This is a genomic window from Nocardia brasiliensis ATCC 700358 (genome assembly GCF_000250675.2).
Classification (GTDB): domain Bacteria; phylum Actinomycetota; class Actinomycetes; order Mycobacteriales; family Mycobacteriaceae; genus Nocardia; species Nocardia brasiliensis_B.
Genome location: NC_018681.1, coordinates 2,304,641 through 2,318,411 on the forward strand (window position 1 = coordinate 2,304,641; position 13,771 = coordinate 2,318,411).

Consider the following 13,771-nt stretch of genomic DNA (forward strand, 5'->3'; position numbering starts at 1 on the left):
CGAATGGTCCAGAAGGCCACGCCGGCGAGGGCGTGGGTGGTTCGGCAGTAGCGATCGGTCATGGTCCGCCGGTGATTCCGGATCGGCGGGGGACGGCGGAAACGATTGGGGCGGTGGCAGTTCCGACGGCGGAAGCGGTAGCGGGGGCGGCAGTAGTTGCGGGGGCGGCAGCAGCTCCTGACGATTACGCGCTGAGCATAATCACGACCGCCGACTTGACCTCAATAAAGCTCGAGGTTCCAAGCTGGGTTCTGTCGAAACCGGCAGAACAGCGATGGAGGATGTCATGCGGGCCGTGCAAGCAGTGGAATTCGGTGGGCCGGAAGTACTCACGGTGCGTGAGGTGCCGGAACCCGTCGCCGGACCCGGACAGGTGGTCGTCGAGGTGGCCGCTGCCGATGTGATGTTCCTCGACACCCGGTTGCGCAGCGGTTGGGGCGGTGACTACTTCCAGCTGGAGCCGCCGTATGTGCCCGGCGGTGCGGTGTCCGGCGTCGTGCGCGCGATCGGTGCCGACGTGGACCCGTCCTGGGTCGGGCGGCGGGTCGCCACCGCCACCGCGGCCAGCCGGGTCGGCGGCGGTAAGCCGATCGGCGGGTATGCCGAAAAGGCGCTGGCCAACGTCGATTCGCTCATCGAGGTGCCCGAGGGCATGAGTTCCGAGCAGGCCGTCGCGCTCACCCATGACGGCAGGACCGCGCTCGCAGTGTTCGATCGCGCCGCCGTCCGGCCGGGCGAATGGGTGCTGATCACCGCTGCCGCGGGTGGGCTCGGTACGTTGCTGATCCAGCTCGCCCGGACCGCGGGCGCGCACGTGATCGCCGCCGCGCGCGGCCGCGCCAAACTCGAACTGGCGCAACGGCTCGGCGCCGAAGTGGTGGTCGACTATGCCGAACCCGGCTGGGCGGCCGCCGCTCGCGCGGCCACCGGCGGCACCGGCGTACAGGTCGTCTTCGACGGCGCGGGCGGCGCGCTGGGGGAGGCCGCGCTCGCGGCCGTCGCGGCGCACGGCCGATTCCTCGGATACGGCGGTTCCGCAGGCGAATTCGCGGTCCCCGACGCCGAAGTTGTGGCGGCGCACAACATCACCGTCTACGGCTTGTTCGATCTGACCGACAGCGACACGGACTGGCAGGAGCTAGCCGAACGTTCGCTCGCCGAGGCTGTCGCCGGACGGCTGGAAGTCGTGATCGGACAGACGTTTTCGCTCGACGAGGCCGAACGCGCACACGCCGCCATCGAATCGCGGGCCGCGCTCGGGCGCACGCTGCTGACCATCGAATCCACTGTCTGAGACCGGTCGGTTCGACGGTCTGGCGGGCACCCTGGCTCGGCGCTAGGGTGCCCTGCGTGGAGACTCTGATCGTTGTAGGTGTGGTCGTGCTGGTGCTCGCTGTCGTGGTCGCTGTCGTGCAAATCGCCAGCAGACCCCCGGCCGACGGGAACCGTTGGCAGCGGGATGATCCCGACGAGTACGAGGCCGAATGGGACGAACGGCGCGACGGCTACACCGATGACGACGACTACGACGACTACCGCCGCGACTGACAGCGTTCAGCCGACCGGCGTCAGCACCACTACGGCAATAGGCCGTTTCGTCTGCTTCTGGTACTCCGTGTAGCGACCCTGGTTCACCTTGTCCACGAGGGCGAACCGGCGGGCATACTCCGAATCCTCGGGATACGTGGCCCGCGCCGTCACCCGCGTGGTGCGCCGGCCGACCTGAATCTCGCACTCCGGCCGCGCTTTCAGATTCGCCAGCCAGCCCGGCGGCCGCGGCGATCCGCCATTGGACGCCGTGATCAGATAATCCGCACCATCACGCGCATAGGTCAGCGCCGACGTCCGCGCCTGCCCCGTCTTGCGCCCCACCGTCCGCAGCAGCAAAGTCGGATTCCCGAACAAGATCCGGTGGCCCACCAGCCCGCCACTGTTCTCGTACACCCACTGGTGCACCTTCAGCACATTCGCGAACACACCGGCCATGGTCCAACCTTCCATACGGGTTGCGGGACACCCCACCCTAACCGCCACCCCTGGTCACACCTACCACCCGCGGGTCGAAGTGGTGTCCGCCCCACCCGAGCCGGTACCATCCCCGAAGCTGCGGAACCTGCCCGCGGCCCGGGGGCGGTAGCTCAGTCGGTTAGAGCCGTGGACTCATAATCCATTGGTCGTGGGTTCGAGCCCCACCCGCCCCACAAACCCCCTCTGAGCAGGGGGTTTTCGTTTTCTGGAGAGCTTTCGATCCAGAACAGCGCTCTTCCACGAATGGATTACGGACGCACCATCTGGGCATGGGACAGCTCGGCGTCCGTTCGCGATCCGATAGGTACGGCTTCGGTCGCTGGACGCGTGCTGTTCGAGACCAGCGAATCCACGGTCGATCCGGAGCCCGATCGATGGATGTCCAGCTCATCGAGTTCGCCTTGCGTCCGCTGCGCGGCAAGCGATTCCGGACTAGGGGACTCGGCATCGTGAGGGTGGCGGGTCGGCCTAACACTGCACCGTCGGTGGACCCGGGTCGCGTATAACGGAGGTGGAGTGAGGGGTCATGCAAGCATTCATCGTCGGCTTGATATTCGGGCTCATCTTCGTCAGTTGCACCTATGCCGCCTCGAAGGGATACCGCGGCGTCGCAACCAGTCCGAGTGAGGGCTACGGCGAGGACATCCCGGACACCACACTCACCGATCCCCAGCGCCGCAGGAAAGCGAACAATCTGGTGGCTTTCTGGGCGACCCTATCCGCTGCCCTCTGCATCCCGCCCATCGCTTACACCGCCTACGTAGCGATTGATCCCGAACGACGAATCCCTCTGCCGGTTCTGGTTCTTTTGGCGGTCTACGCCATCGTCGTCTGCTCCATGGCCGGATATCCCCTGGACAAGATCAAGAAGTAGCCGCTGACGTGACACGATCGCCGAGCCGCCGCTGGCGAGCGGTGCGAGTACCGCGGCTTGTTTGGCCTGGTAGGGCGTGGGTAGTTCGTCGGCGAGCCCTTTCGTGTTGCCGGGCTCGCGCTGGTCGCCGCCGCACCCGCCTGCACGGGCGCGGCGGCGCACCGCGCCCACGCTGTGACCGCGCTCCTCGGACGCGCCTGCCCACGGCTCCACGAACACGACAACGGTCTCATCGGAGATGTTGTTGAACCTGATCTTGGGCACCGGCGAAGCATAGGTCGATGCTCACCGGATGAGCACGAGCTTGCCGCCAGGGGGAATCGGCGGAGTCCTGGATCTGGCCGAGGGGTAGGTGCGGGCGATCGGTATGACCGGGAGCGGGTCGACGGAACATCATCGGTCCGCCGACACCAGAACCCCCTCATTTCCCCCGGGCCTGACTTCTCGTGTGAGAGCAGCCACGTCTAGATTAACATGAACATGAATCGCATTCAGGTTTTTGGCGTGTGAAGATGGCACGCATGGCCAGCGAATTCCCGCATCGCCGCCGCGAGCCGGTCCAGGAGCGCAGTCGCGAGCGCGTCGAGCGGCTACTGCGCGCAGCCAAGGATCTCCTCGACGAACAAGGCGCAGAGGCTGTCACCACCCGCACGATCGCCGAACGTGCCCAACTGCCCGTTGCCACGCTCTATCAGTACTTCGCCAATCGTGAAGCAGTGCTGGGCGAACTGGCCTTGCGCATCATGGATCGTCTCGACGAGGAACTGCCGCAACGTCTGGCTGCGCTGTCGGCCGGCACCCTCGCGGAGATGGTGGACCAGTTGATGGAGCTGCACCGCAACCTCTACCGCAACGCCTACCCGGAGTTGGTGACGATCTACCACCAGGGCCGGCTGACCGGCGAGCTCCCCGACGCCGTCCCGCACCGGCACCGCTTCGCCGCCATGGTCCACGAGGCCATGATCACGAGGGGCCTGCTTCCTGCGAGCACCGACGTGCTGGTCACCGAGCTGGCCGTCGAACTCGGCGACCGCGTGGTGGAGCTCGCCCACCGCCGCGCGCCGGGCGGGGATCCGGCCGTCATCGCGGAGGGGGTCCTCGCCATCACCCGGTATCTGGAAGCACACGCCGAGAACGCCGGCCGATGACGTGCTCACGGAGTCCTTCTCCGGTCGCACCCGGGTGTGGCTGCGAGAGCGCGGCGGACTGATCAGCCGACAGGCTTCGTGTGGGCGCGAACTCACCCGCCCACGATGGCGGTCACGCGGATTTCGACTCGCATTTTCGGGGCGCCGAGGGCGGGTACGCCGATTTCGGTCCAGATGGGTGCGCGTTCGCCCATGCGTTTGCGGAATTGCTCCACCATGACGCGGTTGTGGTCTTCGCCGATGGCGTCGGCGGCGGTCGGTACGTGGTAGGAGTTCACGGAGACGACGTCGCGCCAGGTGGCGCCGGCTTGGGCGAGGGTCTGCTCGACATTCTCGAAGGCTTGCACGATTTCGTCCGCTAGGGACTCGGGGAAGTTCCACTCGGCGTCCCAGCCGCCCTGTCCTGAGGTCTCGACTCGATCGCCGATTCGAACGGCTTGGTTGTAGTGCATATTGGCGAGCATTGTCGCGCCGTATCCAGGAGTGGCGAAGAACTCCGGCTCAGACATGGTGACCCTTTCGATCTGACTTCAAGCGTGAAGTAAAGCTAGCACGATTCACTTCATGCGTGAAGTCAACCGGGGCTCGGTATGATGCCGCCATGGCCAGCACCGGCGCCCCGAAACCTGGCGGGGACGAGTCCGACCAGGCACTGTGGCTCACCGCGTCCGAGAAGGAGGCGTGGACCGGGCTGGTCTCGTTGATCTGGCTGCTGCCGGGCAGGCTCGAGTCGCCGCTACAGCACGAAGCCGGGCTGACTTTGTTCGAATACTTTGCGCTGAGCCATATTTCGGAGGCCCCGGACCGGCGGCTGCGGATGAGCGAACTGGCCTACCTGGCCAACGGATCGCTCTCGCGCCTGTCCAACGTCGTCAAACGGTTCGAGCAGCGGGGTTGGGTGCGGCGCTCACCCGACCCTGACGACGGCCGCTACACCATCGCCGCGCTCACCGACCTCGGGTACGACCTGGTCGCCGCCGCCGCACCCGTCCACGTGCGCGCGGTGCGCGAGGTGGTGCTCGATCGGCTCACCGCCACCGACCAGCAAGCTCTCGCCCGTATCGCCGCCAAGCTGCGCGTGCGACCGCAGGACCTGGCCTGAACTTCGGGAAGTTTTGTCGTCGCGCAGTTCGGCGTGAAGCATGGCCAGCGCCGAGGCGGTGGTCCCAACGTTGTCGATCAGGGTGCGCGGTTCGGTAAAGGGCTCCCATGGGCGCCTCTGCCTGGGACCACGTGGGGTTGCCCTGGCCCGGCCGATCGGGGGTGCGGGCCTCGGCATGACCACCGGTCGCGCCACGCCGGTCGCGATGGGTCGAGCCTATCGGGCACGTCCGGGTGAGACTGGGGGTGTGGCTGCTGAACTGCGTTCTCTCACTGTCGATATCGATACCGGGCGGTGGCGTGACACGGTGCTCACGGAAGTGGATCTTCGGGTGCGCGACGGGCAGGTCACTGTGTTGCTGGGCGGGCCGGGGGATGGCAAGACGATGGTCGCGTATGCGTTGACCGGCCGTTTGCCGGAGTCGGCGCGGACTATCGGGGAGGTGCTGGTCGATGGGCGGGTCGGTTACGTCCCGCAGGACGGTATCGATGCGTTCGCCAGGGATCGGTCGGTTGGTGCGCAATTGCGGGAGTTGATATCGGGGGACGGAGCGTGGACGGTCGACCAAGCCTGTGCCGCCGCGTGCTATCCGCTCGAAGCGCTGGATCTGTTGCCACAGCACAACTCTGCCGGTCAGATTCAGCGCGCGGCGGTCGCCGCCGCGCTGCTCGCCGACCCGGATGTGCTGATCGCGGACAGCCCGACCGCCTCGCTGGATCAGGGCACGGCTTTCGGCGTGTGGAAGTCGATCCGGGAGTACGCGGACACCGGCGCTGCGGTGCTCGTGATCACCCACGACATGCCCTTGCTCATCGCGACCGGTTACGCCGACCATCTGGTGATCATGAGCAAAGGGCAGGTCGTTGCGGCAGGCAGCCTGGATGACCTGATCGTTTCCGATGATTCGCGGGTGCGGATGTATTTCCGAAGTTGAGCGCGGCATCCGGTCGTTCCGGACCGGAATTTCGATCTACCCCCGCTGAGCTGCTGTTCAGGCGAGCAACCGGACTCTCGGCTTTGGCCGGACCACGCGACCCGCGGCGATGATGACAACGTCACCGGCGAAGGAGCAGGGCCGGTGATCGAGGCGCCGCAGGTGGAGGGGACCAGCGGCGTTTCTGAACTACACAGGGTGGAGCGTGGCGAGATCGGTTGCCGCGTCCTCGGTTTCGGGCGCACCGAGGTGGTGGTAGATATCGATCGCCTGGCGCAGCAGGGTGGCCGCGGTGGTGGTGTCGCCCAGGGCGGTGTGGCAGCGAGCGGTCCCGGCCAGGGCGTGCGCCTGCTGAATTTCGCAGCCGATAGCCCGAGCCACGGTAAGCGCCTCGGCGAACATCGTCAGCGCTTCGGCAGGCGCACCAGCCGCCAGCAGCACCTTTGCGGTGTTGTTCAGGGCCTCGGCTTCTTTGGCGCGATAGCCGATCTGACGGAACAGAGCGAGGGCCTGCCGGGAGAGCTCCGCGGCCTTCGGGCGCTGCCCGGTCTTTCCGCATATGGCACCGAGGTTGGCGAGGGCCTCAGCTTCGCCGATGCGATAGCCCGTGTCCCGGAACACGATCAAGGCTTGCTGGGAGAGATCGGCCGCCCGCCCGTAGTCTCGGGTTTCCCGATGCACGGTGGCCAGATAGTTGAGGTTCACGGCTTCGCCGATGCGGTGGCCGATTTCGCGGGAGACCACCAGCGCCTGCCGCAGCACTGCGGCGGCTTGCGCATGGTCGCCGGTGTCGCGGTGGACGAGACCGAGGTTGCCGAGGGCGTTGGCTTCGCCGCGGCGGTGGCCGATCTCTTGGAACAGTGCTGTTGCGTGTCGGAACAGGTCCGCGGCCTGCCGATAGTCCCCGATCTCGCGGCGCACGCTGCCGAGGAAACCGAGTGCGTTGGCTTCGCCGAGCGGATAACCCGCCTCCTGGAACAGGGCCAGGGCTTGTTCGAGTAGTCGGGTGGCTTGTTCGTAGTCGCCGTTGTCGCGGCGGACGCCGCCGAGGCTGGCGAGAGTGTTGGCTTCGCCGAGGGGAAAGCCGGTGTCCCGGTAAAGATCTAGAGCTTGTTCGAGTAGTTGGGTGGCTTGTTCGTAGTCGCCGTTGTCGCGGCGGGCGCCGCCGAGGCCGGCGAGGGTGTTGGCCTCGCCGAGCGGGTAGTCCGCCTCCTGATACAGGGTGAGGGCCTGCCGGAACAGATCGGCCGTCCGGTCGTAGTTCCCGGTCTGCCACTCCACGGTGCCGAGGTTGCGCAGCGCGTCCGCGGTACCGAGCGCGTGACCGGTCTCCCGATACAAAGCCAGGGCCTGCCGGAGCAGGTCCGAGGCTCGGTCGAAATTCCCGGTCTGCCATTCGAGCGTGCCGAGATTGGTGAGTGCGTCGGCGCGGCCGAGCCGATTACCCAGCCGGCCCGCGGCCGCGGCGGCGCGCCGATGCAACTGCCGGGCCGTAGGCCACGGACCTTCGCGCTCCAGCAGTTCCGCCAGCACCTCCGTCAGCCCGACCATGCGTGCGGGATCGCACTCGGCGGTGTGGTCGAGGCAGGCGAGCAGGTTGGCCCGTTCCCGCCGCAGCCACGCCAGCGCGGGTCTCTCGTTGTCGAATTCGGGTACGGCACAGGCGTTGTCGGCGGCGCGGTCGCGGCGCGGCCTGCGGGTCAGCCAGTGGTCCGCGGCTGCGGCGGCCGCTCGGTAGTAGTCCAGCAGTCGTTGCATCGCATCGCTGTCCTCGCCGGACGAAACCGCAAGGGCGCAAGCGTATTCGCGCACCAGATCGTGCAGGCAGTAGCGGCCGGGTGTGGTCTCCTCGACGAGATGACAGGTGAACAGCGCCTCGAGTTCGGCGCGCGCCTCGGCGAGCGAACTACCGTGCAGGGCAGCGACGGCGTAGGGATCGAAATCCGGGCCGGGGTGCAGGCCCAGCCTGCGGAACAGTTGTCGCCGTGCCGGCGGCAGGCTCTCGTACGAGGCGGTGAACGCGGCGCGCACCGCGCGCTGTCCGGCGTCGAGTTCACCGAGCCGATCCTGTGCGGTGCGGAACTCCTCGGCCAGGCCGGCCAGCGTCCACGCCGGATGATGGGCGAGCCGACCGGCCAGCAGCACGATCGCTAGCGGCAGGTAGCCGCACAACTGGACGATCTCGGCTACGGCCGCGAGTTCGTCGCCCGTTGGATTCCGTTGTGCCAGGCGGCAGAACAGGTCGATCGCACTGTCCGGCTCCAGGGTGCCCAACGGGAGCGGGAGAGCGCTGTCCAGCGCGACGAGCCGGCGGCGGCTGGTGATCAAAGTGAGGCATTCGGGCCCCGCGGGCAGCAAGGGTTCGATCTGAGCGTGGTCGCGGGCGTCGTCGAGGACCAGCAGCATCCGCTTACCGGCGACCCGGTCGCGCCACAGGTCGCGCCGCGCGTCGAGGGTGTCCGGGATATGTCCCGGGGCGATGCCGAGACCGGTGAGCAGGGTGGCCAGCACGGCCGCCGGATCGGCGGGCACCTGGCCGGGCGTGTGCGAATTCAGCTCGACGAAGAACCTGCCGTCCGGAAACCGGTCGGACAGCAGATGGGCCGCTCGGACGACCAGAGCGGTTTTCCCGACGCCCGGCATGCCATCGACAGTGTGGATGGACACCACCCGATCCGGTCCCGCGGCGTCCAGGATCCGCTGCACCTCGGCATCGCGCCCGACGAACGTGGGGACGTCGCGGCGCAGCGTGGTCAGCACGGTGGGGCGCACCGGTTGCGCGCTGGCCGCTTTCCACAGCCGCCGCCACGCCGATCGGTTCGACAGGTCCGGGGGCAGGGGCCCGGAGGTTTGCCGGGCCAGCGAAATCAACGTCACCAGCACCGGATCCAACGATTCGAAGCGGGAGGGCACGTTGCGCCCGGTCCGCCAGTCGCTGATGCGCTGCATCGAGGAACGCTGACCGGGTGCCGCCGCGCGAGCGGCTTTCAACCGGGCCTCGGTCGCGGTCGCGACCCGCTGCAAGGTGGGATTGCCTGCGGCTTCCCACAACTGCGCCAACCTGGCCACGAAGAGCGCCCGGGGTGATGCGTCTTCGTCACGACCTCCGTTCGGACCGGTCTCACTAATCATGACGTGCACACCAACAGACGATAGGGGCATGTGCCATCGGACCCGGTGGGCACATTCGCAGCGAGCCGACAGTTACGAATCCAGCATGAGGTACCTCACATATCGGGGGCGATGATGTTGCGATCCCCGGTACGGTCGCGGGCCTGGAGAGCGCGGGTCACCAAGGTGGCCAATTGTTCGGCATCGGAGGGGGTGGTGGGGGTGCGGGTGAGCAGGGCGCGGAAGTGGAGGGGGGCGATGAGTAGTTCGAGGGCTTGGCGGGCGTCGGCGTCTGCGGGGAGTTCGCCGCGGTCGACGGCGCGCGTGATGAGGGGGCGGATCTTACTGAATCTGTTCGCCCAGAAGGTGTTTCGGGCGGCTTCTACCTCGGGGGAGTCGCTGATCAACGCCATGGATCTGGCGAGCGCGCCGCCGAGCGGCGTGGCGAGGTAGTTCGCGAGTTCGAGGGCGAAGGCGGCCAAGTCCCCGTGCAGGGTGCCGGTGTCCGGCGGCGGCAACGTCTCCTCGCTGTAGGCGAGCAATGCCTCCACGATCAAGTTCTCCCTGGTGCCCCACCGCCGGTAGATCGAGGAGTCGCGCACCGCGGCGCGCCGGGCGATGTCGGGGATGCCGACTCGCTCCACGCCGTGCTCGATCAGGGCCTCCAGGACCGCTCGGTGCACGGATTCGCGCACCCTGGCCGACCGTCCGCCTGGGCGGCGTCTGGGCGTCGCGCTGTCCGGTTCCGTCACGCCCTCGATGTTAAAGCAGAAAGTATTGCTTTTGGATCGCGACGAGCCCTACGCTGGCTAAAGCAGTAGCCACTGCTTTAGTTGTCGAAGTTGAAGGAGGGCCGCGATGGCATCGGTTGCCGAGCGCCTACTGGTGAGTGCATGCGCTTTGACCCGGACCACCGAATGGGCGACCCGACTGCTCGGTCCCCGCCGATTCCTGCCCGCCTTGTTCAGCGACCGGTTCACGCACCTGGGCGGCATCGAACGCGCCGTGTTCGAGCGGCAGTTGAGCAAATGCCGCTCCTTCGCGGACAACCGATGGACCCCGTATTGGGAGGCGGTGGCCGCCGAGCACCTCGCCGTCGCCGACGCAGCCCTGTCCACCCTCGGCGGTCCGTCGACTCGGCAGCTGCTCGACCCGTCGGCCGTCGATACCTCTGTCCTGGGTGAGCTGCTGGCTCCCGCAGTCGAGATCCTCGCCGACCGCGGGGCGATCGCCCCGAAACACGCCGTGCCCGAGTTCAGCGCGCGCTATCCGGAAAGTCGCACTGCTGCAACGGCTCTGGACGCGCTGATCAAGACTATGGTGTACGAGTTCGTCGCAGCGTGGCCGGGTTGGACGCCGCGACGGCTGCGCGCCTACGAAACCTCGCATCGCCTCGGTGAAGTCCTGGTGACCGCGCTCGCGCCGGCCATGGGCGTGGACGTCGAAGTCGTCCGGATTCCCCTCGGCGGCGACGACGCCGTCCGGGGCTATCTGATGACTCCGCACGGCGTCGACCGGGTGCCGACGGTGCTGGTCACCAACGGTGTCGAAGGCACCCTGGCGGAGGCGATGCTGCCGGTGCTGGCCCATCGCGACAGGGGGATGGGCGTTTTCGTGATGGAGATGCCGGGGACGTACTCCTATCGCGAGCCCTTGGCGCCGGCCGCCGAGCGCGTGTACACCACCGTGATCGACTACCTGAGCGCGCACGACCGAGTGGATGCCGACCGGCTCGGGATGATGGGTCTGAGCTTCGGCGGATATTGGGCGACGCGCTTGGCGGCGACCGACCGGCGGTTGCGGGTCGCGATCGCGAACGGCGCACCGACCCATCGCAGCTTCCAGATCGGCAGTGCGACAGGCCTTCCCGAAATCATGGTCAGTACCCTTCGGTCCGCCACCGGGGCCACGAGCGTAGTGGACCTGACGCGCAGGCTCACCGCGATGTCGCTGCGTGAGTACTACTCTCGCATCGAAATTCCGATGCTGGTGATCAACGGTACCGACGACACCTTGATCGCCACCAGGGATTCGATCGATATCGCCGCCGCCGCGCCGCGTGCGCAACTGGCGCTGTACGCGGGGGACGACCACTGCGCGATGGAGCATGCCGACCAGTGGATGGAGCTGTCGATCCGGTTTCTGGCCGAGCACCTGGCAGTCGCCGAGCAGGTCGTGCGATGATTCCGCACCGGATTCGGCGGACGTTGAACCGCAAGGTATCTCGCATCGACCTGCATCTCGACTACGGCGCCGGGTGGGTGCCCGCCGACGACACCGCGGTGGACGTTGGATTGCCCCGCGGATACACCGAAGAGTTCGAGCTCGCCCGCTACGAACAGCTCGGCCTGCCCGACGGCGCGACCGTATTGCCGGTGTGCCCGCTGTCTTTTCGCGACTTCATGCTCTACGAGACGCATGCGATCGACGCCGCCCGCGGTATGGCGAGCCGTTTCCTGCCCGCGGTGCATCGCGTCGCGTCCGCGTTCGAAAGCATCACCCGCCGGACGTTCCCGCCCTTTCGGCCGAACCGCCTGTGGTATCGACAGCCGATCTACTACATGTCCAACGCCCTGACGGTGGTACCCAGCGGCACCGATGTGCAGTGTCCCTCGTACAGTGCCGCACTGGATTTCGAGTTGGAACTCGGTGTCGTCCTCGGCTCGCCACTGCGCGACGCGACCGTCCGCGAAGCGGCGGCAGCGATCGCGGCCGTCGTGGTGATCAACGACTTCTCCGCGCGGGACGTGCAGCTCGCCGAAATGCGCTCCGGATTCGGCCCGCAGAAGTCCAAACACTTCCGCACCTCGATGTCGGATATCGCGGTGACCGCGTCCACCGTGCTGGACCGCATCGACGAGCTGACCGCGAGCGTGCAGGTCAACGGGAAAACCGTGGCGCGCACGAGCACTCGCACCATGCGATACTCGGTGCCCGAAGCGATCGCGCACGCCTCCAGGGACGAGCAACTCTTCCCGGGAGAACTGATCGCGACCGGGACGCTGCCCGGAGGCAGTGGCATGGAATTGGGACAGTGGCTGCGGCCGGGCGACCGGCTGCGCCTGGAGATCGATGAGGTCGGCGTGATCGAACATCACATCGGAGAGGCGAACCACTGACATGCGCATCACACAGGTTGCCGACTCCGTCTATGTCGTGGCGGGCACCAACGTCAACTGGTCGCTGGTGACCGACGGCTCCGGCGTCACCCTCGTCGACGCCGGGTATCCACGAGATACCGACGATGTGCTCGACTCCATCCGGCAGATCGGGCACGACCTCGGTGATCTGGCGGCGGTGCTGGTCACCCACGCCCACCTCGACCACATCGGCGCGATTCCGACGCTGGTGCGTCGCACGGGCGTCCCCGTGTACACCGGTGCGGCGGAAGCGGCGCATGCGCGGCGCGAGTACTTGGAGCAGATCACCCCCGTCGAGATGGTCGGTCAATTGCGTACGCCGGGCGGGCCACGCTGGGTCGCACAGACGGTGCGGGCGGTGATGGGGCACATCAAAATGAAGGTTCCCACCGCCACCGCTTATGACGACGACGCTCTGCGCGCACTGCCGGGTGGTTTCACCGCCGTACCGACGCCGGGTCACACCACCGGTCACACCGCCTACTTCCTGCCCGATCAGCAGATCCTGTTCAGCGGCGACGCCCTCGTCACCGGCCACCCGCTGCTCGCCACCGTCGGCCCGCAGACGCTACCCACCGTCTTCAATCACGACGAAGACCTCACCCGCCGCACCGCGCAATCCCTACTCGACCCCGCGCCCCGCCTGATCGTCCCCGGACACGGTGAGCCCGAGAAGCTGGGCGCGCCTTAGGGCCTGTTTCATGAGTCACGGCGGCGCCTTCGGGGTTCAGCTCGCCGCCGCCTGGCCGCGTTGTCGTCGTCGCCGATACAACCCCGGTATCGGCTCCTCCTCCGCCTTGCCAGGCGACGAGCTGAACCCCGAATGCATCCACCGTGACTCATGAAACAGGCCCTAGCCGGTAATCTGGCCGTTCATCGGAATCGAGGAGTGTGGGTGTTCAAGGTCAACGAGTACTTCGACGGCACGGTCAAATCGCTGGCGTTCGAGGCGGCGGACGGGCCGGCGACCATCGGGGTGATGGCGGCGGGGGAGTACCAGTTCGGGACCGCGCAGCGGGAGATCATGCACGTGGTTTCGGGCGCGTTGACCGTCAAGCTGCCCGGTTCCGACGAGTTCGTGACGTACTCGGCCGGTGAGCGGTTCGAGGTACCCGCGGACAGCAAGTTCGACGTCCAGGTGGCGAGCGATACGGCGTATCTGTGCGAGTACCGCTGAGGTAGCCGCTCCCGCTTCTCGGCATCTGCACCATTTCTCGGGATTTACACCTTTTCTGGGCGGCCAGAAGGGGTGTGGATCCCGAGAAGTGGTGCAGGTGTGCGGCTTTCGCGTGTCGACACGGGGCTATCTGTCGCTTGGTTTGCTTGCGTTCGGGCTTGTTGGCTGGCTGCCGAAGTGTTACTTGCCCAGTTCGGTGTGCCTGCCGCGGGAGTTACAGGGATGGTGCTGGGCGCGTCAGGTGGGGTTCCCGGCTG

The 13,771-nt window shown here is 67.1% G+C and carries 14 protein-coding genes and 1 tRNA gene; 11 read left to right on the forward strand and 4 right to left on the reverse strand.

Features of this window, described 5'->3' with window-relative positions; translation table 11 throughout:
• Positions 1 to 286 precede the first annotated feature (286 nt).
• Complete coding sequence (locus O3I_RS10305) at positions 287 to 1,294, forward strand: zinc-binding dehydrogenase (protein WP_041563619.1); 1,008 nt, start codon at positions 287 to 289, stop codon at positions 1,292 to 1,294.
• A 56-nt stretch (positions 1,295 to 1,350) separates the two neighbouring features.
• Entirely contained in the window at positions 1,351 to 1,548 is a 198-nt protein-coding gene (locus O3I_RS44780; protein ID WP_141692217.1) for a hypothetical protein, read from the forward strand.
• A 6-nt stretch (positions 1,549 to 1,554) separates the two neighbouring features.
• On the opposite strand, the gene O3I_RS10310 is transcribed toward O3I_RS44780, so the two are convergent.
• Positions 1,555 to 1,986, reverse strand: a complete 432-nt coding sequence (locus O3I_RS10310; RefSeq protein WP_014982846.1) for a nitroreductase family deazaflavin-dependent oxidoreductase — start codon at positions 1,984 to 1,986, stop codon at positions 1,555 to 1,557.
• Between the two features lie 141 nt (positions 1,987 to 2,127).
• Here O3I_RS10310 and O3I_RS10315 point away from each other — a divergent pair.
• From O3I_RS10315 to O3I_RS10325, 3 genes are all read left to right on the forward strand, one after another.
• Positions 2,128 to 2,201 (forward strand) — tRNA-Ile (locus O3I_RS10315).
• A 353-nt stretch (positions 2,202 to 2,554) separates the two neighbouring features.
• On the forward strand, positions 2,555 to 2,902 hold the full coding sequence (locus tag O3I_RS42540; protein WP_014982847.1) for a hypothetical protein: 348 nt from the start codon (positions 2,555 to 2,557) through the stop codon (positions 2,900 to 2,902).
• A 521-nt stretch (positions 2,903 to 3,423) separates the two neighbouring features.
• Positions 3,424 to 4,050 (forward strand): TetR/AcrR family transcriptional regulator, encoded by a 627-nt coding sequence (locus tag O3I_RS10325; protein ID WP_041562534.1) that lies wholly within the window; start codon positions 3,424 to 3,426, stop codon positions 4,048 to 4,050.
• A gap of 92 nt (positions 4,051 to 4,142) precedes the next feature.
• Here the strand turns inward: O3I_RS10325 and O3I_RS10330 are convergent, their stop codons facing one another.
• Positions 4,143 to 4,559 carry a Rid family hydrolase gene (locus tag O3I_RS10330; RefSeq protein WP_041562535.1) on the reverse strand — a complete coding sequence of 139 codons (417 nt, stop codon included), beginning with the start codon at positions 4,557 to 4,559 and terminating at the stop codon, positions 4,143 to 4,145.
• Positions 4,560 to 4,651: 92 nt separating this feature from the next.
• On the opposite strand from O3I_RS10330, the gene O3I_RS10335 reads away from it, so the two are divergent.
• Together O3I_RS10335 and O3I_RS10340 are read left to right on the forward strand one after the other, a co-directional pair.
• Complete coding sequence (locus O3I_RS10335) at positions 4,652 to 5,152, forward strand: MarR family winged helix-turn-helix transcriptional regulator (RefSeq protein WP_014982850.1); 501 nt, start codon at positions 4,652 to 4,654, stop codon at positions 5,150 to 5,152.
• Between the two features lie 247 nt (positions 5,153 to 5,399).
• On the forward strand, positions 5,400 to 6,086 hold the full coding sequence (locus tag O3I_RS10340) for an ATP-binding cassette domain-containing protein (RefSeq protein ID WP_014982851.1): 687 nt from the start codon (positions 5,400 to 5,402) through the stop codon (positions 6,084 to 6,086).
• Between the two features lie 189 nt (positions 6,087 to 6,275).
• Here the strand turns inward: O3I_RS10340 and O3I_RS10345 are convergent, their stop codons facing one another.
• Both O3I_RS10345 and O3I_RS10350 read right to left on the reverse strand, forming a co-directional pair.
• Positions 6,276 to 9,218: a tetratricopeptide repeat protein gene (locus O3I_RS10345; protein WP_167829125.1), complete on the reverse strand. Its 2,943-nt coding sequence runs from the start codon at positions 9,216 to 9,218 to the stop codon at positions 6,276 to 6,278.
• 95 nt (positions 9,219 to 9,313) lie between these two features.
• The gene (locus O3I_RS10350) at positions 9,314 to 9,949 is read right to left on the reverse strand and encodes a TetR/AcrR family transcriptional regulator (protein ID WP_202804925.1); all 636 of its coding nucleotides are present in this window, start codon (positions 9,947 to 9,949) and stop codon (positions 9,314 to 9,316) included.
• A 106-nt stretch (positions 9,950 to 10,055) separates the two neighbouring features.
• On the opposite strand from O3I_RS10350, the gene O3I_RS10355 reads away from it, so the two are divergent.
• The 4 genes from O3I_RS10355 to O3I_RS10370 all read left to right on the forward strand — a co-directional run bounded on the left by O3I_RS10355 (position 10,056) and on the right by O3I_RS10370 (position 13,514).
• Entirely contained in the window at positions 10,056 to 11,381 is a 1,326-nt protein-coding gene (locus O3I_RS10355) for an alpha/beta hydrolase family protein (RefSeq protein WP_014982854.1), read from the forward strand.
• On the forward strand, positions 11,378 to 12,316 hold the full coding sequence (locus O3I_RS10360) for a fumarylacetoacetate hydrolase family protein (RefSeq protein WP_014982855.1): 939 nt from the start codon (positions 11,378 to 11,380) through the stop codon (positions 12,314 to 12,316). Before O3I_RS10355 ends, O3I_RS10360 begins: the two co-directional genes overlap by 4 nt.
• A 1-nt stretch (position 12,317) precedes the next feature.
• Positions 12,318 to 13,028, forward strand: a complete 711-nt coding sequence (locus tag O3I_RS10365; protein WP_014982856.1) for an MBL fold metallo-hydrolase — start codon at positions 12,318 to 12,320, stop codon at positions 13,026 to 13,028.
• 204 nt (positions 13,029 to 13,232) lie between these two features.
• Positions 13,233 to 13,514 carry a pyrimidine/purine nucleoside phosphorylase gene (locus O3I_RS10370; RefSeq protein WP_014982857.1) on the forward strand — a complete coding sequence of 94 codons (282 nt, stop codon included), beginning with the start codon at positions 13,233 to 13,235 and terminating at the stop codon, positions 13,512 to 13,514.
• The last annotated feature ends 257 nt before the right edge of the window (positions 13,515 to 13,771 follow it).

What these genes read in the sequence shown, in the direction of transcription:
- O3I_RS10305 (WP_041563619.1), top strand. Translation starts at nt 287, where the DNA reads ATGCGGGCCGTGCAAGCAGTGGAATTCGGTGGGCCGGAAGTACTCACG.
- O3I_RS10310 (WP_014982846.1), bottom strand. Translation starts at nt 1,986, where the DNA reads ATGGCCGGTGTGTTCGCGAATGTGCTGAAGGTGCACCAGTGGGTGTAC.
- O3I_RS42540 (WP_014982847.1), top strand. Translation starts at nt 2,555, where the DNA reads ATGCAAGCATTCATCGTCGGCTTGATATTCGGGCTCATCTTCGTCAGT.
- O3I_RS10325 (WP_041562534.1), top strand. Translation starts at nt 3,424, where the DNA reads ATGGCCAGCGAATTCCCGCATCGCCGCCGCGAGCCGGTCCAGGAGCGC.
- O3I_RS10330 (WP_041562535.1), bottom strand. Translation starts at nt 4,559, where the DNA reads ATGTCTGAGCCGGAGTTCTTCGCCACTCCTGGATACGGCGCGACAATG.
- O3I_RS10335 (WP_014982850.1), top strand. Translation starts at nt 4,652, where the DNA reads ATGGCCAGCACCGGCGCCCCGAAACCTGGCGGGGACGAGTCCGACCAG.
- O3I_RS10345 (WP_167829125.1), bottom strand. Translation starts at nt 9,218, where the DNA reads ATGATTAGTGAGACCGGTCCGAACGGAGGTCGTGACGAAGACGCATCA.
- O3I_RS10355 (WP_014982854.1), top strand. Translation starts at nt 10,056, where the DNA reads ATGGCATCGGTTGCCGAGCGCCTACTGGTGAGTGCATGCGCTTTGACC.
- O3I_RS10360 (WP_014982855.1), top strand. Translation starts at nt 11,378, where the DNA reads ATGATTCCGCACCGGATTCGGCGGACGTTGAACCGCAAGGTATCTCGC.
- O3I_RS10365 (WP_014982856.1), top strand. Translation starts at nt 12,318, where the DNA reads ATGCGCATCACACAGGTTGCCGACTCCGTCTATGTCGTGGCGGGCACC.